The 18886-nt window shown below is 68.6% G+C and carries 14 protein-coding genes; 10 read left to right on the top strand and 4 right to left on the bottom strand.

All coding sequences use genetic code 11. The features are described from left to right. Window positions 1-89 precede the first annotated feature (89 nt). Together ARC78_RS02970 and ARC78_RS02965 are read left to right on the top strand one after the other, a co-directional pair. A complete protein-coding gene (locus ARC78_RS02970; RefSeq protein ID WP_057505699.1) occupies window positions 90-2075 on the top strand; it encodes a UvrD-helicase domain-containing protein in 1986 nt (661 codons plus the stop codon). A 76-nt stretch (window positions 2076-2151) separates the two neighbouring features. Continuing rightward, complete coding sequence (locus ARC78_RS02965; protein WP_054659743.1) at window positions 2152-2673, top strand: GNAT family N-acetyltransferase; 522 nt, start codon at window positions 2152-2154, stop codon at window positions 2671-2673. A 6-nt stretch (window positions 2674-2679) separates the two neighbouring features. On the opposite strand, the gene ARC78_RS02960 is transcribed toward ARC78_RS02965, so the two are convergent. Beyond that, window positions 2680-3345: a YceH family protein gene (locus tag ARC78_RS02960; protein WP_057505732.1), complete on the bottom strand. Its 666-nt coding sequence runs from the start codon at window positions 3343-3345 to the stop codon at window positions 2680-2682. Between the two features lie 106 nt (window positions 3346-3451). On the opposite strand from ARC78_RS02960, the gene ARC78_RS02955 reads away from it, so the two are divergent. From ARC78_RS02955 to plsB, 4 genes are all read left to right on the top strand, one after another. After that, entirely contained in the window at window positions 3452-4342 is an 891-nt protein-coding gene (locus ARC78_RS02955) for a 5'-nucleotidase, lipoprotein e(P4) family (RefSeq protein ID WP_054660618.1), read from the top strand. After that, window positions 4339-5058 (top strand): orotidine-5'-phosphate decarboxylase, encoded by a 720-nt coding sequence (gene pyrF / locus ARC78_RS02950; RefSeq protein ID WP_057505698.1) that lies wholly within the window; start codon window positions 4339-4341, stop codon window positions 5056-5058. The genes ARC78_RS02955 and pyrF overlap by 4 nt, the downstream gene beginning before the upstream one ends. 390 nt (window positions 5059-5448) lie before the next feature. Beyond that, window positions 5449-6390: a hypothetical protein gene (locus tag ARC78_RS02945; protein WP_199398889.1), complete on the top strand. Its 942-nt coding sequence runs from the start codon at window positions 5449-5451 to the stop codon at window positions 6388-6390. 8 nt (window positions 6391-6398) lie between these two features. Further along, the gene (plsB, locus tag ARC78_RS02940; protein WP_199398888.1) at window positions 6399-9023 is read left to right on the top strand and encodes a glycerol-3-phosphate 1-O-acyltransferase PlsB; all 2625 of its coding nucleotides are present in this window, start codon (window positions 6399-6401) and stop codon (window positions 9021-9023) included. A gap of 128 nt (window positions 9024-9151) precedes the next feature. Here plsB and ARC78_RS02935 read toward each other — a convergent pair whose 3' ends face one another. Continuing rightward, window positions 9152-9346 carry a YdcH family protein gene (locus ARC78_RS02935; protein WP_089153165.1) on the bottom strand — a complete coding sequence of 65 codons (195 nt, stop codon included), beginning with the start codon at window positions 9344-9346 and terminating at the stop codon, window positions 9152-9154. 68 nt (window positions 9347-9414) lie between these two features. Between ARC78_RS02935 and ttcA the strand changes: the two genes are divergently transcribed. From ttcA to ARC78_RS02915, 4 genes are all read left to right on the top strand, one after another. Then, window positions 9415-10332: a tRNA 2-thiocytidine(32) synthetase TtcA gene (gene ttcA / locus ARC78_RS02930; protein WP_054659589.1), complete on the top strand. Its 918-nt coding sequence runs from the start codon at window positions 9415-9417 to the stop codon at window positions 10330-10332. A 48-nt stretch (window positions 10333-10380) separates the two neighbouring features. Beyond that, on the top strand, window positions 10381-11289 hold the full coding sequence (locus ARC78_RS02925) for a recombination-associated protein RdgC (RefSeq protein ID WP_054659591.1): 909 nt from the start codon (window positions 10381-10383) through the stop codon (window positions 11287-11289). 52 nt (window positions 11290-11341) lie between these two features. Next, window positions 11342-12148, top strand: a complete 807-nt coding sequence (locus ARC78_RS02920) for a M48 family metallopeptidase (RefSeq protein ID WP_057505695.1) — start codon at window positions 11342-11344, stop codon at window positions 12146-12148. 436 nt (window positions 12149-12584) lie between these two features. Further along, window positions 12585-15935, top strand: coding sequence for a GH92 family glycosyl hydrolase (locus tag ARC78_RS02915; protein WP_425480549.1), 3351 nt, complete (start codon window positions 12585-12587; stop codon window positions 15933-15935). Window positions 15936-16125: 190 nt separating this feature from the next. Here the strand turns inward: ARC78_RS02915 and ARC78_RS02910 are convergent, their stop codons facing one another. Both ARC78_RS02910 and ARC78_RS02905 read right to left on the bottom strand, forming a co-directional pair. Continuing rightward, on the bottom strand, window positions 16126-18294 hold the full coding sequence (locus ARC78_RS02910; RefSeq protein ID WP_057505694.1) for a methyl-accepting chemotaxis protein: 2169 nt from the start codon (window positions 18292-18294) through the stop codon (window positions 16126-16128). A gap of 14 nt (window positions 18295-18308) precedes the next feature. Continuing rightward, a complete protein-coding gene (locus ARC78_RS02905; protein ID WP_057505693.1) occupies window positions 18309-18797 on the bottom strand; it encodes a hypothetical protein in 489 nt (162 codons plus the stop codon). Between the last annotated feature and the right edge of the window lie 89 nt (window positions 18798-18886).

Below are 18886 nucleotides of genomic sequence, written 5' to 3'. Positions count from 1 at the left end.
GGCAATGGCGCTGTCCTCCATTCATTCCCCCGGTACAGGCCGGGTCGGCCTGGGCTGGCTAAAATGGCCGTCTGCCTGTGGAACCGCTCATGCTCGACAAGCTCAATCCTCCCCAACGTGCTGCCGTGCTCCATGCCCAGGGGCCGTTGCTGGTGCTGGCCGGTGCCGGCAGTGGCAAGACGCGCGTGATCGTGGAGAAAATCGCCCATCTGATCGGCATCGGCCGCTATCCGGCCAAGCGCATCGCGGCGATCACCTTCACCAACAAGTCGGCCAAGGAGATGCGCGAGCGTGTGGCCAAGCGTCTGCGCGCCGAGGATGCGGCCGAGGTGACGATCTGCACGTTCCACGCGCTGGGGCTGAAGTTCCTGCAGATCGAGCACCAGCATGTCGGCCTGAAGCGCAGCTTCTCGATCTTCGACGCCGACGATGCGGCCGCGCAGATCAAGGATCTGCTCGGCGGCAGCAATGCCAAGCCCGACGACATCGAGGACGTGAAAAACCTGGTCTCGCGCGCCAAGAATGCGGGGCTGTCGCCGGAGCAGGCGATGGCGGCGGCGCGCAGCAGCCGCGAGAAGAACGCGGCGATGGTCTACGCGCTGTACCAGGCACGGCTGACCGCCTTCAACGCGGTGGATTTCGATGATCTGATCCGGCTGCCGGTGCAGGTGCTGGAAGAGAACCCGGACATCGCCCTGGCCTGGCGCGAGCGCATCGGCTACCTGCTGGTGGACGAATGCCAGGACACCAACGATGCCCAGTACCGCCTGCTCAAGCAGCTGGCCGGGCCGGCTGGCAACTTCACCTGCGTGGGCGATGACGACCAGTCGATCTACGCCTGGCGCGGCGCCAATCCGGAAAACCTGCAGCAGATGGGCCGGGACTATCCGGCGCTGCAGATCATCAAGCTGGAGCAGAACTACCGCTGCTCCAACCGCGTGCTGCGTGCGGCCAATGCGCTGATCGCACACAACCCGCACGAGCACCTGAAGACGCTGTGGTCCGACCAGGCCGATGGCGAGCGCATCCGCGTGTGGGAATGCCGCAACTCCGAGCACGAGGCCGAGAAGGTCGCCGCGGAAATCCACTTCCTGGCCACCAGCCGGCGCATTCCGTGGAGCGATTTCTGCATCCTGTTCCGCGGCAACTTCCAGTCGCGGCCGCTGGAAAAGGCGATGCAGCTGGTCGGTGTGCCCTACCACCTCAACGGCGGCACCGTGTTCCTGGAACGGCAGGAGGTCAAAGACACGCTGGCGTGGCTGCGGCTGATCGTGAATCCGGACGATGACACCGCGTTCATGCGCGCGGTGCAGTCGCCCAAGCGCGATGTCGGTGCCACCACCCTGGCCAAGCTGGCCGAGCTGGCCTCGGCCAAGGACATGCCGATGGCGCAGGCCGCCGAGGCGATGGGCGCGCTGGCGCAGCTGCCACCGCGGGCGGCCAACAGCCTGAGCAAGTTCACCGACATCCTGCGCGCGCTGCGCATGGACATGCGGCAGCTGAGTTCGGGCGACCTGGTGCGGCGCGTGGCCAAGGATTCGGGGCTGCTGTCGGAGCTGCGCAACCAGGCCAAGGACACCGGCAGCTACGAGCGCCGTGCCGGCAACATCGAGGAGCTGGCGTCGTGGTTCGAGGGCGGCCCGCGCGGCGCCAGTGCCGCCGACATGGCCGCGCAGCTGGCGCTGATCTCGCGCAACGACAAGGACGATGGCGGCAACCAGGTGCGGATGATGACCCTGCACGCCTCCAAGGGCCTGGAGTTTCCCTACGTGTTCATCGTCGGCTGCGAGGATGGCGTGCTGCCGCACCAGGTCAGCCTGGACGAGGGCAATCTGCAGGAGGAGCGGCGCCTGCTGTATGTGGGCATCACCCGCGCCAAGGTGCAGTTGTGGATGAGCTACAGCAAGCTCACCCGCAAGTTCGGCGAGCACATCCGACTCAAGCCCAGCCGCTTCTTCGCCGAGCTGCCGGCGGCCGAGATCCAGCGCGATGGCGCCGATCCAGTCGCCGATGCCGCGCACAAGCAGGAGCGCGCCAAGGCCGGACTGGCGGCGATCGAGGCGCTGTTCGACTGAGCCGCCGGCTGATGGCACTTGCCAGCCGCCCGCGTCGGCGGCAGTTTGCAGGGGGCGTTCAACCCGGGCATGTCCGATGACGATGGTGATCCAGACCGAACGTCTGCGGCTGCGGCCGCTGCGTGATGACGCGGCCGATGCGGCGGCGATGCTGGAGCTGCTCAACGACCCGGGTTTCCACCAGTACATCGGTGACCGCGGCGTGCGTACGCTGGAGCAGGCGCGCGATTACCTGCGCAATCACACCTTCAGCAGCTATGCCACGCATGGCTTCGGCATGTACGCCATCGAGCGGCGCAGCGACGGCGCCTGGCTGGGCAATGCCGGACTGGTGCGACGTGACGGTCTGCCTTGTGCCGATCTTGGTTACGCCCTGCTGGGCGCCTACACCGGCCAGGGGTATGCGCTGGAAGCGGCACGCGCGGTGCTGGACTACGCGCGCAACACCTTGGGATTGGGCGAGCTGCGCGCGGTCGTGTCGCCGGACAACACCCGCTCGGTGGCGCTGCTGGAAAAGCTCGGTTTCCGTGGTGACGGCACCGTGCTGCTGCCGGGCAAGGACGAACCGCTGCTGCTGTTCGTCAATGCCGGGAACTGAGCGCCGTCAGCCGCCCGGTTGCTGCTGCAGCCGGGCCAGCTGTTCCTGCAAGAGGGCCACCGCCGCCTCCAGCTGCAGCACGCGCTCTTCCAGCGCGCTGTTGTCGGCCGCTGACGCCGCGCCGGCGGGGGCGCGGTACTGCGCGGCCAGGGCCTCCCCATCCACCGGGCCACACAGCAGGTGCATGAAACGGTCCTCGCGTTGCCCCGACGCGCGCGGCAGCAGGATCACCAGCCCGCGCTGCTGCAGGCGCTCGAGCTGATGGCGCAGATCATTGGCGTCGGCGAAGCGGGCCATGCGCTCGCTGCGTGCGGCCAGCTCGCCCACGGTCTGGGGGCCGCGCAGCAGCAACAGCCCCAGCAGCGCGACCTGCTGCCGCGGCAGGTCCAGTTTGGTCCCCAGCAGGTGCTCATAGCGCTCGGCACGCGAGGAGAAGTGCTGGCGCGCCAGCCCCATACCCTCCAGCTGGCGCAGCGCGTGCTGCACGTTGCCGGCGGCAAGGTTCATCACCGGCTCGCGCGCGGTCTTCTGGTTGGCCGCGACCTGCGCGGCGTTGACCGTCAGCGGGTAGGTATCCGGCGTGGTGGCCTCTTTTTCGATCAGGCAGCCCAGTACGCGGGCCTGGGCGGCATCGAGTACGGGCAGGTCGGCGGGCTGCTTGGCGTCGGTCATCATCGGTGGTCCGGTCACACGGGGGCGCAAGGATAGCCGAGCCGCCGGCCCGGGCAAGGCGGGGAGCCGGTAAACTGCGCGGGTTTTCGAACAGTCCGGTAGTCCCATGTCCCGTATCCCCGCCTTCACCCTGCTGGCCGGCGCCATGCTGTCGCTGGCCGCCTGCACCACCGCCGACCGTCTGCACCGCGAGCCGGCGCCGGTTGCCATGGCCGCCCACGGCGCCCACGACAACCTCAACGCGGTGCTGTGGGTGCAGCGCTCGCAGGAATACCGCGCCAGTGCGTTGCAGACCTGGAAATCGGCCGGTGAGCACCTGGACCGCGCCCTGGCCGATCCGGACTGGACCGCACTGTTGCCGGACGAGGGTGGCAACCACCAGTCGGCCACGCTCAAGCCGGCGGTGGTGGTGGATGTGGACGAGACCGTGCTGGACAACTCGCCCTACCAGGCCCGCCTGGTGCGCGACGGCACCAGCTACAACGACGCCACCTGGGCGGCCTGGGTGGACGAGCAGCAGGCGCAGGCGGTACCGGGCGCGGTGGCCTTCGCCCAGCTGGCCGCGGCCAAGGGCGTGACCATGATCTACATCAGCAACCGCACCGCGGCGATGAAGGACGCCACCGTGGCCAACCTGCGCAAGGTCGGCTTCCCGGTGGCCGATGACAGCGTCTATCTGGGCCTGGGCACGCCGGTGCCGGGCTGCACCGAGGTCGGCAGCGAGAAGGGCTGCCGCCGCCAGCTGGCCGCACGGCAGTACCGCGTGCTGATGCAGGTCGGTGACCAGTTCACCGATTTCCTGCAGATCGAGGACAACACCCTGGCCAACCGCGATGCGCTGCTGGACAAGCACCAGGACTGGATCGGCTCGCGCTGGTGGATCCTGCCCAACCCCACCTACGGTGGCTGGGAGGGCGCCTCGTTCAACAATGCCTGGTCGCTGCCGGCGGACCTGCGCAACGGCGCCAAGCGCGAGGCGCTGGAGCTGGCCCGATGAGTCGCGCGCCGCTGCCGTTGCGCACCGATGAACGCCTGATCTTCGCCCTGGATGTGCCGGGCAAGGCGCAGGCCATCGAGTGGGTGGAGCGCCTGGGCGATGCCGTGTCGTTCTACAAGATCGGCATGGAGCTGCTCGCCTCGGGCGAATATTTCGATGTGCTCGAGGCACTGGCCAAACGCGACAAGCGTGTGTTCGTCGATCTGAAATTCTTCGATATTCCGGCCACGATCGCCGGTGTTATCGGTCGTTTGTCGCAATGGCCGGTGAGTTACTGCACCATCCACGGCTGGCATCCGGCGATGATGGAGGCCGCCGCCGCGGCCAACACCTCGGACATGCGGCTGCTGGCGGTGACCGTGCTGACCTCGATGGGGCGGCCGGATCTGGCGCAGATGGGCATCGACCGCGAGCCGGTGGACGTGGTGGTCGAACGCGCGCTGGCCGCGCAGCGGGCCGGCATTGACGGGGTCATCGCCTCCGGCCAGGAGGCCGCGCCGATCCGCGCCGCCACCGGTGCCGGTTTCTCCATCGTCTGCCCGGGCATCCGTCCCGGCGGCCCGGTCGGGGATGACCAGCAGCGCACCGTGGGCGTGGCCCGGGCCTTTGCCGACGGCGCCGATGCGATTGTGGTCGGGCGGCCGATCCGGCTGGCGGCCGATCCGTACGTCGCGGCGCAGCTCATCCAGGCGGAAATCGCAGAATCATTCAAGTAAATCAATTACTTGAATTGTGATTCATGAAGTGTTGCATTAACTTAATCGGGCGCGTAGGCTACGTCCCGTCCGGTGTTGCCGGCCATGCGTCAAAACTGTCCACCGGCTCGCGCCGGCTTGAGGAGGTTCGCTGCCGGGTACCGGTGCGGCCTCTTTTTTTTGCCTGTTCACCCGCTGGACGGGCGCCGGGACGTAAGCCCCCGGTCTCCGCCGGCCGGTTTGCGCTTGCGCCATGAGGCGGGCGCGGCGGGACGGGGGAAGGAGCGCCGGCGCCCGCACGTGATGGCTGTGCTTGCTGGGCTCACCGGGCAGGCCTCAAGATGCCACCGCCCCCGGGGGAGGACCGACAACGCCATGCCACGCTCTTCATCACGCAGCCGCCCGTACCTCATGTCCGTGTCGCTGACCGCGCTGCTGTTGCTGGCTGCGTGCGGTCGCACGCCGCAGGAACTGCCCGGCGCGGCCACCGAGCCGGCCGCTGCCGTGCGCCAGCTGGCCATGCATCTGCGCAACAACGATCTGGCCGGCTACGCGCGCGCGGCGGTACCGCCGGCGCAGTACGTCGCGCTGGAAACGGCCTGGGCGCAGGGCCACAGCCGCTGGCCGTTGAGCGACTTGCCGCTGGATGAAAAGTTGCCGGCGTTGCTGGCCGCGCTTTCCGAGAAGAATGCCGAGCAGCAGCTGCGGCGCGCATTCAAGGCGCAACTGGAAGGGCAGGCCGCCAGCGTGCGTCAGGCCGCGCACTCGCTGGAGCTGTTCGGCGTGCAGTACATCACCCATCAGGGCGACTACAGCCCGGCCCAGCGTGCCCATTACGTGCAGCTGGTCGCCGCGCTCAGTGGCTGGGCGCAGGCCGCGCCGCTGTCCGATCCCACGCTGGCGCAGAGCGCGATCACCACGTTGACGACCGCCGCCCGCGCGACCGGGCTGGACAGCGTACAGGCCTTCCAGCAGGCCGGTATGACCGCCAGCCTGCAGCGGCTGGGGCCGTTCGCGGCCGCGCTCAAGCAGGTGCTGGCCAGCTACGGACTGCGGCTGGATGACAGCATCGACCAGCTGCGCACCGGTCTGGTCACGCAGCAGGGCGAGCAGGCCACCGTGCGCGTGCAGTACCCGCTGGCGGGCACGGAACTGGATCTGCAGGTGATGCTGGTGCGGCGCGATGGCCACTGGTACCCGGCGCAGACGCTGGCCGAGGTCGACGCGCTGCTGGCCGCCGCCCAGGCCGCCGAGCAGGCCAGGGTGCAAGAGGCCGCGGCCGCCGCGCCGTCGGTGCCGGAAACCGCCGCGCAGGACGGCGGCGATAACGCTGGTACAGCGGCTAAGCCATAATGGCGCCGATGTCGAAACAGAAATCCCAGCCCGACCAGGGCGAGCTGCTGCCGCCGGACACCGCCCATGCGCCGTCCGCCTCTCCTGCCGCCTCCGCGGCCGGCACCGCCGCGCGTGCGCCGCATGTCCGCGCCGCCGGTCGCCGCCCGTTGTGGGCGCGCCTGCTGGGCAAGCTGATCGAGCCGTGGCTGGGGTTGAAGATCGAACCGGAGCAGGCCGGTGACCACGATGACGGCCGGCCGGTGGTGTACGTGCTGGAAAACTACGGCCTGTCCAACGCGCTGATCCTGGATAAGGCCTGCCGCGACGCGGGACTGCCCTCGCCGCTGGTGCCGCTGGCCGGCGACCTGACCGGGCGCAAACGCGCTTACGTGGCACTGTCGCGGCGCTCCAGCAACAGCGCGCTGATTCCCGAACAGCGCGGCGCCAAGACCCATTCGGACTCGCTGGCCAAGCTGCTGCAGGCGCACCGTGCCAATCCGGCGCTGGATGTGCACCTGGTGCCGGTATCGATCTTCGTCGGTCGCGCCCCGGACAAGCAGAGCGGCTGGTTCGCGGTGCTGTTCTCGGAAAACTGGGCGCTGGTGGGCCGCTTCCGCCGGTTGCTGGCGATCCTGCTCAACGGTCGCGACACCATCGTCCGCTTCGCTCCGCCGGTATCGCTGCGCGAGACCGTGGATGAAGGCCTGGAGCCGGAGCGCACCGTACGCAAGCTGCAGCGCGTGCTGCGCACCCACTTCCGCCGGATCCGCGAATCGATCATCGGCCCGGATCTGTCCACCCGCCGCCTGCTGGTGGACAAGGTGCTGGAGTCCGATCCGGTGCGTGAAGCCATCGCGGTGCAGGCCAAGCGCGACAACTCCAAGACCACCGAGGCCTGGAAGAAGGCGCAGGGCTACGCCTGGGAAATCGCCGCCGACTACTCCACCCCGGTGGTGCGCTCGGCGAGCTTCATGCTCAGCCACGTCTGGAACCGCATCTACGCCGGCGTGCTGGTGCATCACCTGGACAAGTTCAAGGAAGCCGCGCCCGGGCATGAGGTCATCTATGTGCCCAGCCACCGCAGCCACATGGACTACCTGCTGCTGAGCTACCTGCTCTACGACCGCGGCATCGTGCCGCCGCACATCGTGGCCGGCATCAACCTCAACCTGCCGGTGGTCGGCACCCTGCTGCGCAAGGGCGGCGCGTTCTTCATCCGCCGCTCGATCAAGGGCAATGCGCTGTATTCGGCGGTGCTCAGCGAGTACGTCGCGCAGCTGGTGTCCGGCGGCTACTCGATCGAATACTTCATCGAGGGCGGGCGCTCGCGGACCGGACGTCTGCTGCAGCCCAAGGGCGGCATGATCTCGATGACGCTGCGCGCGTTCCTGCGCCAGCCGCGCAAGCCGGTGCTGTTCCAGCCGGTCTACATCGGCTACGAGAAGCTGATGGAGGGCAACAGCTATCTGGACGAGCTGTCCGGCCGGCCGAAGGAGAAGGAGTCGATCTGGGCGCTGCTGTGGGGTATTCCCAAGGTGCTCAAGCAGAACTACGGCCAGGTGGTGGTGAATTTCGGCGAGCCGATCGCGCTCAACGACGTGCTGGCCAGGATGGCGCCGGAGTGGGACGGGCAGCCGGTTCCCGAGGACGAAAAGCCGGGCTGGCTGGCCGGCACCGTGGACACGCTGGCCACGCAGATCCAGGTGCACATCAACGGCGCCGCCGACGTCAATCCGATCAACCTGCTGGCGCTGGCGCTGCTGTCCACGCCCAAGCACGCGATGGGCGAGGCCGACCTGATCGCGCAGATCGAGCTGTGCAAGAAGCTGCTGGTGGAAATGCCGTATTCGGACCGGGTCACGGTCACCCCGCATTCGCCCGAGCGGATCATCGCCCACGCCGAGGAGATCAACGTCCTCACCCGCGTCAAGCACCCGCTGGGCGACGTGCTCAGCGTCAGTGGCGACACCGCGGTGCTGCTGAGCTACTTCCGCAACAATGTGCTGCACCTGTTCACGGCGTCGTCGTGGGTGGCGTGCTGCTTCCAGAACAACCGCCGCATGAGCCGCGGCGGCCTGCTGCGGCTGGGGCGCGGGCTGTACCCGTTCCTGCAGCAGGAGCTGTTCCTGCCATGGAGCGAGGACGAGTTCGCCGCGCGCATCGACCAGACCATCGACGTGTTCGTGCGCGAAGGCCTGCTCCAGCATGTGGGCGAGGACGACGGCGGCATGCTCGCGCGCAGCACCGGCCAGACCGACGAGGTGTTCCGCCTGCGTGCGATCGGCCATTCGCTGCAACAGGCCTTCGAGCGCTACTACATCGCCATCTCGGTACTGGTGAAGAATGGCCCCGGCACACTCGGTGCCGGTGAGCTGGAAGGGTTGTGCCAGCAGGCCGCGCAGCGCCTGAGCCTGCTCTATGCGCCGGCCGCGCCGGAGTTCTTCGACCGCACGCTGTTCCGCAGCTTCATCCAGAAGCTGCGCCAGCTGCGGCTGGTGTGGCCGGACGAGAACAGCAAGCTGCTGTTCGACGAACGCCTGGACGCCTGGGCCAAGGACGCCAAGTTCATTCTTGGCCGCGAACTGCGCCACACCATCGAGCGGGTCAGTCCCGAAGCGGTGAAGCCCGAGGCGCCTGCGCCGCAGGGCTGAGCGATGCGGCCAGCGCAGGGGGTCGGATGCCGGCGCGGCGGACTTCCGCAGGGCCGGTGCCGGGGTGTTGCAGGCACTGGCCGCACGCTTGTCCGCCGTCGGGGGCGGTCATCCGATACGGGAGGGGCTCAGGCCGGCTCGTCCGGGATCAGCATCGCTTCCAGTTTGCCGATGCAGTCCTTGAGCTGCAGCTTGCGCCGTTTCAGCCGCTTGGCTTCCAGCTCGTCGTCCGGGTTGGCGGCCAGCCGCGCGATGCGCTCGTCCAGACTGCGGTGCTCGGCCCGCAGTTCGGCGATGCGCTGGCTGATCTGGTCTAGGGTCATGGTGTCCACAGCTGTCGAGCATACCCGGTTGCCGGGTTCAGCGAGAGCGGCGTCGCCAAGCCGGTAGAATGGCGCCAATGACTGCTGTTATTCCCCTTCCCGATCCCGCGCCGCGCGCCCGCGACCCGCGCGTGGCCGAGCGCGAGCACCACAAGCTGGCCAAGCGCCTGCGCCGCCAGGTGGGCCAGGCCATCGCCGACTTCGGCATGATCGAGGCCGGTGACAAGGTGATGGTGTGCCTGTCCGGCGGCAAGGACAGCTACACGCTGCTCGATGTGCTGCTGCAGCTGCAGAAGAAGGCGCCGGTGCCGTTCGAGCTGGTGGCGGTGAACCTGGACCAGAAGCAGCCGGATTTTCCCGAGCAGGTGCTGCCCGACTACCTGGCCGGGCTGGGCGTGGCGTACCACATCATCGAACAGGACACCTATTCGGTGGTCAGCCGGGTGATCCCGGAAGGCAAGACGATGTGTTCGCTGTGTTCGCGGATGCGGCGTGGTGCGCTGTACAACTACGCCGAGCAGAACGGGTTCACCAAGATCGCGCTGGGCCACCACCGCGACGACATGGTGGCCACGTTCTTCATGAACCTGTTCCAGCACGCCAAACTGTCGGGCATGCCGCCCAAGCTGCTCAGCGATGACGGTAAGCATGTGGTGATCCGCCCGCTGGCGTATGTCCGCGAGGCCGACATCATCGAGTACGCCGCCGCGCGCCGCTTCCCGATCATTCCGTGCAACCTGTGCGGCAGCCAGGAGAACCTGCAGCGCAAGCAGGTCGGACTGATGCTGCAGCAATGGGAGAAGGAGCACCCCGGTCGCGTGGAACAGATATCGCGCGCGCTGGGGACGGTGCGGCCTTCGCAGCTGGCCGATCCGGCCTTGTTCGATTTCATGGCGCTTGGCCGCCGCGCGGCGGCGCCGTTGCCGGACGCGCATGCGTGGCTGGCCGGCATCACCGCTGCGGGTGCTGAGACCGCCGACGCCTAAGCGGACGCCGTTGGCGTCTTTTTCTGAATTCCTCTTTACAGGCAATCCATGTTTTTCAAAAACCTGACGTTCTTCCGCTTCCCCTCGTCCGTTGATTTTTCCGAGATCGATACGCTGCTGCCGCCGGCCGTGCTCAAACCGGTGGGCGCGCTGGAGATGAGCTCGCGTGGCTTCATCTCGCCGTTCGGCCGCGAGGAAAAGGAGCAGTTCTCGCACCGTCTGGGCGAGGCGCTGTGGCTGACCATCGGCGGCGAGGACAAGATCCTGCCCAGTACCGTGGTCAACGACCTGCTCGAGCGCCGGCTGGAGGAGATCGAGGAGAAGGAGGGCCGCAGGCCCGGTGGGCGCGAGCGCAAGCGGCTGAAGGATGATCTGCTGCACGAACTGCTGCCGCGCGCCTTTGTCAAGACCTCCCGCGTGGATGCGTTCTTCGATCTGGTCCACGGCTATGTGGTGGTCAACGGTTCCAGCCAGAAGACCGCCGAGAACGTGATGAGCGATGTGCGCGGGGTGCTCGGCAGCTTCCCGGCGATGCCGCTCAACGCCGAAGTGGCGCCGCGTTCGATCCTGACCGCGTGGATCGCCGGCGAACCGCTGCCCGAGGGCCTGAGCCTGGGCGAAGAGTGCGAGATGAAGGATCCGGCCGAGGGCGGCGCGGTGGTCAAGTGCCAGCACCAGGAACTGCGCTGCGACGAGATCGACAAGCATCTGGATGCCGGCAAGCAGGTCACCAAGCTGGGCCTGGTGTTCGAGGACAACCTGTCCTTCGTGCTCGGCGATGACCTGATCGTGCGCAAGCTCAAGTTCCTCGATGGCGCGCTGGACCAGCTCGAGCATATCGATGAGGACGGCCACCGCGCCGAACTGGAAGCGCGCTTCGCCTTGCAGAGTGGCGAGATCCGCCGGTTGTTCCTGCTGCTGGAACAGGCGTTCAAGCTGAGCAAGGCCGACGCCTGACGCCACCGTGTTCCTGCCGCGCTGCTAACGCGGCGGGGACTAAGCTGCGACCATGTCCCGTCTGCTCCGCCGCCTGATCGCACCCGCCGCACCGGTGATCCAGCGCGATACCGTGCGCCTGCGGCTGGGCGAAAGCGATGAAATCGACGTGCTGCGTGTGCGTGATCCCCGGGCGCGGCGTCTGAAGCTCAGCGTCGACGAGCGGGGTGCGCGGTTGACCCTGCCGCTGCGCGCGAGCCTGGCCTCCGGCGAGCAGTTCCTGCACGCCAACCGGCAGTGGCTGCAGCAACAGCTGGCCCGCTTCAGCGACCAGGCACTGCCGGTGCCGACCCTGCGCCTGCGCCAGCCCGGACAGTTGCCGCTGCGCGGTGACTACCTGCCGGTGCAGTGGCAGGTCGGGCGGTTTGCGCGGGTCGAGCTCGGCGCGGAGGTGGCCTGCATCCAGCTGCCGGCGCGCGCCGGTGAGCCGGCGTTGCGGCGCGCGCTGCGCGAGTTCTACGAGGCGCAGATGCGGGCCGATGTCGGCCGCTGGCTGCCGGCGTATCTGCCCGGGCTGCCGCGGGCGCCGTCGCGGTTGCGGCTGAAGGTGATGTCCTCGCAGTGGGGATCGCTGGCACCGGACGGCTCGATGGCGCTGGATCTGGCGCTGATCCTCGGCCGTCCTTCGGCGTTCGAGTACGTGCTGGTCCATGAACTGTGCCATCTGTTGCAGGCCAACCACTCGCCGGCGTTCTGGGTCGAGGTGGAGGCGCGCTTCCCGCACTGGCGGCAGGAGCGCGACTACTTCCACGCCGAGGGCCGGCGGCTGAAGGCGACCTTGCGGATGTTGCTGAGCATCACCCCGCCAGCGGACCGCTGAGCAGTGTGTGCTGGTCCCGGAGAGGAGCGCCGGGCACGGGCCGATCCCCCACCGTTTTGACCCCGCCACCGCACGATTTGGCACCGGGCGGCCCTCATCTGTGGTGCGTTGCCGCATCGTTTTGTCCGGGTGTGGGCGGCACTTGCGCAGCCGGCGTCCCTCTCGCCGCAGCGGCATCTGCGCCGGATCCGTGGTCCGGAGCGGCGCCGTACAAACGGCGGCGATGCGGGCGGATATTGCGCAATGCAGCAAGTTTTCCACGCGGATAACGGTTGCCCGGACCCGGCGTTTACGGCACGATCCGGGCACGATTTGAATCGATTCAAATACTGCTGGGCCGGTGTCCTCGCACCCCCGGCGCATGCCCAACGGCGTGCGCCGGGGCGCGTCTGCCGGGCTGGCACCTGATTTCAACCTGGCTCCGAGAGACACGTCCTTGAACCTGCCTGCCATCCCGCGCGTCACGCCCTCCCCCCGTCCGCTGCTGCTTGCGCTGGCGTTGCTGCCGCTGCTGGGCCATGCCGCCACGCCGGGGCTGTGGACCTCGTTCGAGCCGGGCCAGCCGGCGCCGGCAAGCGCCGCTGACACGGCGCTTTCGCTGCAGGTCGGCAGCGGTCCGCAGGCGCCGTACGCGGCCAAGGCCAAGGCCGGCTACAGCGGCCTGCAGGCGCTGCACTACGCCAGCAGTGGCGGCCAGGCGCGGCAGCGGCTGCTCGAGGCCGACGTGCTGGTCGAGGCCGATACCACGCTGTCGTGGCTGGTGCTGCCGGAGATCGTCGCCGGCGACACCGTGGCCTCGACCTACGTGTCGCTGGATCTGCTGCTCGATGACGGCAGCCGGCTGTCGGCCACGCCGGCGCGCGACCAGCATGGCATGGCGCTCGGTGCGCGGGCGCAGGGTGATTCCAAGACGCTGTATCCGCAGCAGTGGACGCGCAAGTCGGTGCGGCTGGGTGACATCGCCGCGCTGCGTGGGCGCCGCGTGGTCGCGGTCGAGCTGGAAGTAGCCAGTGCCGCCGGCACGCCGGTCTCCGGCTGGATCGACGATGTGCGCCTGGACGCACAACCGCGGCAGGTACCGCAGCGCGTGTCGGACTGGGTGTTGACCACCCGTGGCACCCAGTCCAACGGCACCTTCTCGCGCGGCAACAACATCCCGGCCACCGCGGTGCCGCACGGCTTCAACTTCTGGACGCCGGTGACCGATGCCGGTTCGATCAGCTGGCTCTACCACTGGAACGAGCGCAGCAACGCCGACAACCGGCCGCAGCTGCAGGCGCTGGCGCTGAGCCACCAGCCAAGCCCGTGGATGGGCGACCGGCAGACCTTCCAGGTGATGCCTTCGCTGGACCGTGGCGTGCCCGAGGCCGACCGCGGCAAGCGCGCGCTGTCGTTCTCGCACGACCAGGAGCAGGCGCGCCCGTACCGGTACGCGGTGAACTTCGACAACGGCATCGCCGCGGCCATCGCCCCGACCGACCACGCCGCGGTATTCCGTTTCGACTTCCCCCAGGATGGTGACGCCAACCTGCTGTTCGACAATGTCGACGCGCGTGGCGGCCTGACCCTGGATGCGGCCACACAGACGCTGAGCGGCTACACCGACGTGCGCAGCGGGCTGTCCAACGGCGCCTCGCGCATGTACGTCTATGCCACCTTCGATACGCCCTGGCAGGCCAGCGGCCGCATCGACACCGGCCGGCCCACCGGCTACATCAAGTTCAACACCGGCAGTGCGCGGCGGGTGCAGATGCGCATCGCCACCTCGCTGATCTCGGTGGAGCAGGCCAAGCACAACCTGGCGCTGGAAATCAGCGCCGCCGACGATCTGGACAGCGTCGCCGCGCGCGCCCAGGACGCTTGGGACCAGCGCCTGGGCGCATTCGACATCGGCGATGCCAGCGACGACCAGAAGACCACGCTGTACTCGAACCTGTACCGCCTGTACCTGTACCCGAATTCGGGCCATGAGAACGTCGGCAGCAAGGCCGCGCCGGACTGGCGCTACGCCAACCAGGCCAGCGGCTCGGACCAGAACACCGACGGCAGCGCGGTGCGCAGCTATGTCGGCGTGCGTGACGGCAGGATGTACGTCAACAACGGCTTCTGGGACACGTTCCGCACCACCTGGCCGGCCTATGCGCTGTTCAGTGCCGACGATGCCGGGCAGATGGTGCAGGGGTTCATCGAGCAGTACCGCGCCGGCGGCTGGATCGCGCGCTGGTCTTCGCCCGGCTATGCCGACCTGATGGTCGGCACCAGCTCGGATGTGGCCTTCGCCGACGCCTGGCTCAAGGGCATCGGCGGCTTCGACCCGGCCGAGGCCTACGAGGCCGGCCTGAAGAACGCCACCGTGGTGCCGCCGGACCGCCATGTCGGCCGCAAGGGCATGGCCCGCTCCACTTTCCAGGGCTATGTCGAGGCCGGTATCCACGAAGGCCTGTCGTGGACGATGGACGGCGCATTGAACGATTTCGGCCTGGCCAACCTGGCCCAGGGCCTGTCCGAGCGGGCCGGCACGCCGGCCGCGCGTGAGCGTTACGCCACCGAAGCGCAGTACCTGCGCCATCGCGCCGCCGACTACGCCAACCTATTCAACCGTGACGCCGGCTTCTTCATCGGCCGCGACGCGCAAGGCCGCTGGCGCGTGGAGGGCAAGGACTACAACCCGGCGCAGTGGGGCTATGACTACACCGAAGCCAACGGCTGGACGTTCGCCTTCACCGCCGCGCACGACGGCGAGGGCCTGGCCGCGCTGTACGGTGGCCGCGCGCAGCTGGCCGCCAAGCTGGACCAGTTCTTCAGCACGCCGGAAACCGCCAGCCGCGCGCTGTCCGGTTCCTACGGTTTCGTGATCCACGAGATGACCGAGGCGCGTGACGTGCGCCTGGGCATGTACGCGCACAGCAACCAGCCGGCGCACCACATCCCGTGGATGTACCTGTATGCCGGGCAGCCGTGGAAGACGCAGAAACTGACCCGCGAGATCCTGTCGCGGCTGTATCTGGGCAGCGAGATCGGCCAGGGCTACCCGGGCGACGAGGACAACGGCGAGATGTCGGCGTGGTACCTGTTCGCCTCGCTGGGCCTGTATCCGCTGCGCATGGGCGCGCCGGAGTACGTGATCGGTTCGCCGCTGTTCCGCGAGGCCAGCGTGCGCCTGCAGAACGGCAAGCAGCTGGTGATCAAGGCACCGGCCAACTCGCCGCAGAACGTCTACGTGCAGTCGCTGAAGATCAACGGCAAGCCGTGGAACAAGGTCTGGGTGCCGCACGCGCTGCTGGCCGGGGGAGCGGTGCTGGAGTTCGAGATGGGGCCGCAGCCCTCACGCTGGGGTACCGGCGCCGATGCGCTGCCGCGTTCGCTGACGGCACCGGGCCAGCAGCCGACGCCGCAGCGCGATCTGCTGCAAGGGGCGAAGGCCACCGTGGGGGAGGGCGACCCGGCACCGGCGCTGCTGGATGACGATGCGGCCACCGACAGCCCGCTACGTGGCAATGCCACGGTCACCTTCACTGGCGCGGCCCCGGGTGCGGCGGCGATGTACACGCTGACCAGCGGCGGTGATCCGATCCGTAGCGCCAGCTGGACGCTGGAGGCACGCAGTGCCGGCGGCCAGTGGCAGGTGATCGACCAGCGCAGCGACGAAGCCTTCGCCTGGGCACGGCAGACCCGGCCGTTCCGCATCGCGCAGCCGGGCAAGCATGCCGAATACCGCTTGCGCCTGGCCTCGCGCGACTCGCTGCGCCTGGCCGAAGTCGAGCTGCTGGCACCGGCCACGCCCTGATCCGCAAGGCGGCATGTGCAACGCCGCGCCGGTTGCCGGCGCGGCGTTGCTGGCACTGGCCACCGTGCCCGGCCCGCGTGGGCGATGCTGGCAGATGGCAAGGGATGAGGCATAAACAAGGCCCGCACGGCGGGCCTTGTTGGTACACGCGGCTGAGCGCAGCCGGCCGGCGGAATCGCCTCGCGCTGGATCAGTACGAAGCCACCCGACGCGCGCTGCTGGGGTGGTCATCGGCGGTGCCGCCGTAGCGGAACACCGACACCGCGTCGGCCAGCGCATCGGCCTGCTGTTCCAGCGTGCGCGCCGCGGCGGTGGCTTCCTCCACCAGCGCGGCGTTCTGCTGGGTGGTTTCATCCATCTGTATCACCGTGTGGTTGACCTGCTCGATACCGGTGGACTGCTCCTGCGAGGCGGCGGAAATGCGCGCCATGATGTCGGTGACCTGCTGCACCGAGCCGACGATCTCGGCCATGGTGCTGCCGGCCTGGGCGACCAGCGCGGCGCCATCGTCGACCTTGGTCATCGAATCATCGATCAGCGACTTGATCTCGCGCGCGGCCGTGGCCGAACGTTGCGCCAGCGTGCGCACCTCCGAGGCCACCACCGCAAAGCCGCGGCCCTGCTCGCCGGCGCGCGCCGCTTCCACCGCCGCGTTCAACGCCAGGATGTTGGTCTGGAAGGCGATACCGTCGATCACCGAAATGATCTCGGCGATGCGGTGGGACGACTGTTCGATGGCCTGCATGGTGTTCACCACCTGGCCGACCACCTGGCCGCCACGGGCGGCGACATCGGCCGCGCCGATCGCCAGCTGGTTGGCGTGCCGCGCCGAGTCGGCATTGGCGCGCACGGTGGACGTCAGCTCCTCCATCGAGGCGGCGGTTTCCTCCAGGTTGGCGGCCTGCTGCTCGGTGCGCCCGGACAGGTCGGTATTGCCGACGGCGATCTCGCGCGCGGCGGTATTGATCGCCCCCGAGCACTGTTTGATGCGATCGACGATGTCGGCCAGGCGCTGCGCGGTGAGGTTGGCATCGCGCTTCATCGCCTCGAAGTCGCCGGCGTAGTCGCGTTCGATGCGGTGGTCCAAGTTGACTTGCGCCAGCGCCGACAGCATCTGCCGGATCTCGCCGGTGGCGCCGGCCAGCGTGTCGAGCAGCTGGTTGATACCCGTGGTCAGGGTGCGGATGAAACCGGGCTCCGCCACCGGCTGCAGGCGCCGGCCCAGATCGCCCTGCGCGGCGGCGCCGACCAGCGTGGCGACACTGTCTTCCAGTTCGATTTCCTGGGTGCGGTCGTGCCACTCCACCGCAAAGCCGATGCGGGTACCGGCAGCATCCAGCACCGGCGTCACCGCCTGGCTGAAATGCACGCCTCCGATCTGGATGCGGCCGTAATGCGGCTGCTGCATCGCATCGAGCATCGCGCGGATGCGCCCGGGGTTGGCGTGGAAGCGGTGGATGCTGCTGCCGACCAGGTTGTCGACGTCGAAGCCGGGGAACGCCTTGCGCAGCGTTTCCTGCTGGTTGCGCAACAGCGCCACCACCGAGCGGTTGACGTAGCGGATGATGTGATCGTCATCGGCGATCATCATGCCGGTACGCGAGGCGTCCAGTGATGCGCGGATCTGTGCGTTCTCGTGGTTCAGCGCCTGCTCCTGCGCCCGCTGCGCGCGCAGCTGCGTGTCCATGCGCAGCACGCCGTCGGCCAGCGTACCGGGGGCGGCCTGGATCGCGGCCGTCGCCGAACTGCTTGTGTCGCCGGCAGCCAGCGCGTCGACCACCGCCCGCAGCTGTTCGGGCGACGCACCCAGGGTCAGGACCTGGCGTCGCAGCTGTATCGCCATCACACAGACAAAACCGGCTTCCACCACCACATACAGCGCATGCAGCAGCACGATGCCGGTGCCGCTGCCCGGAGTGAAGGCGCGTACCGGCAGTCCGCGGGTCTGCATCCAGTAGAACCCCAGGTGATGCACGGCGATGGCGGCGGCGGCCACGGCCACGGGTATCCAGTCGCGGTAGAACAGCAGCAGCGCGATCACCACGAACACGCCGAAGTGCATTTCCACCAGGCCCTGGGTCTGCTGGATGGTCGCGGCGACCAGTGCCATCAGCACCAGCGCCACGGTGACGCGGCTGAGCAGGCTGCCCGGTGCCAGGCGCAGCTGCACGGCCATCAGCACCAGCGACGGCGCGCTGATCGCGGCAAACGGCAGCCAGCTGCCGTTCCACGCGGCGATGCCCAGCGAGGCCGCGCCCAGGATCAGGCCGAGCAGCAGAAACAGGCGGTCGGCCGCACAGGCCAACTGCTGGTAATAGGCATCGCGCGCGGGGGCGCTGGTGTGGGGACGGGCGGGCATCGGGGAACTCCGGTTCAGCAGGAACAGCGGGGAGGAAGAATCAGGGGCGGCGTGTGCGCCGAGAGCAGGTCCGGCAGCCAGTCGGCCAGTGCGGCGCGACCCTGTCCGCAGTACAGCGCGGGCAAGGCCAGGGGACCGGCGTAGACCGGCTGGCCGCGCTGATCGAGCACCAGCAGCGCGTAGCCGTGGCCATCGACAAACGCTGCCGGCAGCGTGATGGCGCGGCCGCCCTGGGCTTCGATGGCCAGCACCGTCTGCCGCCATGTGGCGTCGCCGTCGAGGCAGGTGCAACCGGACGAGGGCAACCGCAGCGCCAGCGGCTGTCCCGGCGGCAGCCGCAGGCCGCTGCCTTCCAGCCGTGCCAGCAGCTGTGCGACCGCCGCTGCGTCGCCGACCGGACGCGTGCCCAGGGCGGCGAAACTGGTGGCGGTCCAGCCCAGCCAGCAGGCGAGCAGGATCACACCGGTGAGGACACCGGTCCGGCGGGTAAGGGGGGCGCGCATGGGGCAGGAACTGGGCAGGTCGCTTGCGGGCCTGCGCGGAACATCATCTCGGTATACGGCGTTATCCGGATATCGGCCGCAATCGCCGC

Source organism: Stenotrophomonas pictorum JCM 9942, assembly GCF_001431585.1.
Lineage (GTDB): Bacteria > Pseudomonadota > Gammaproteobacteria > Xanthomonadales > Xanthomonadaceae > Stenotrophomonas > Stenotrophomonas pictorum.
Note: the sequence above shows the minus strand (reverse complement) of the source record. Positions and strands in the feature narration are given on the sequence as shown.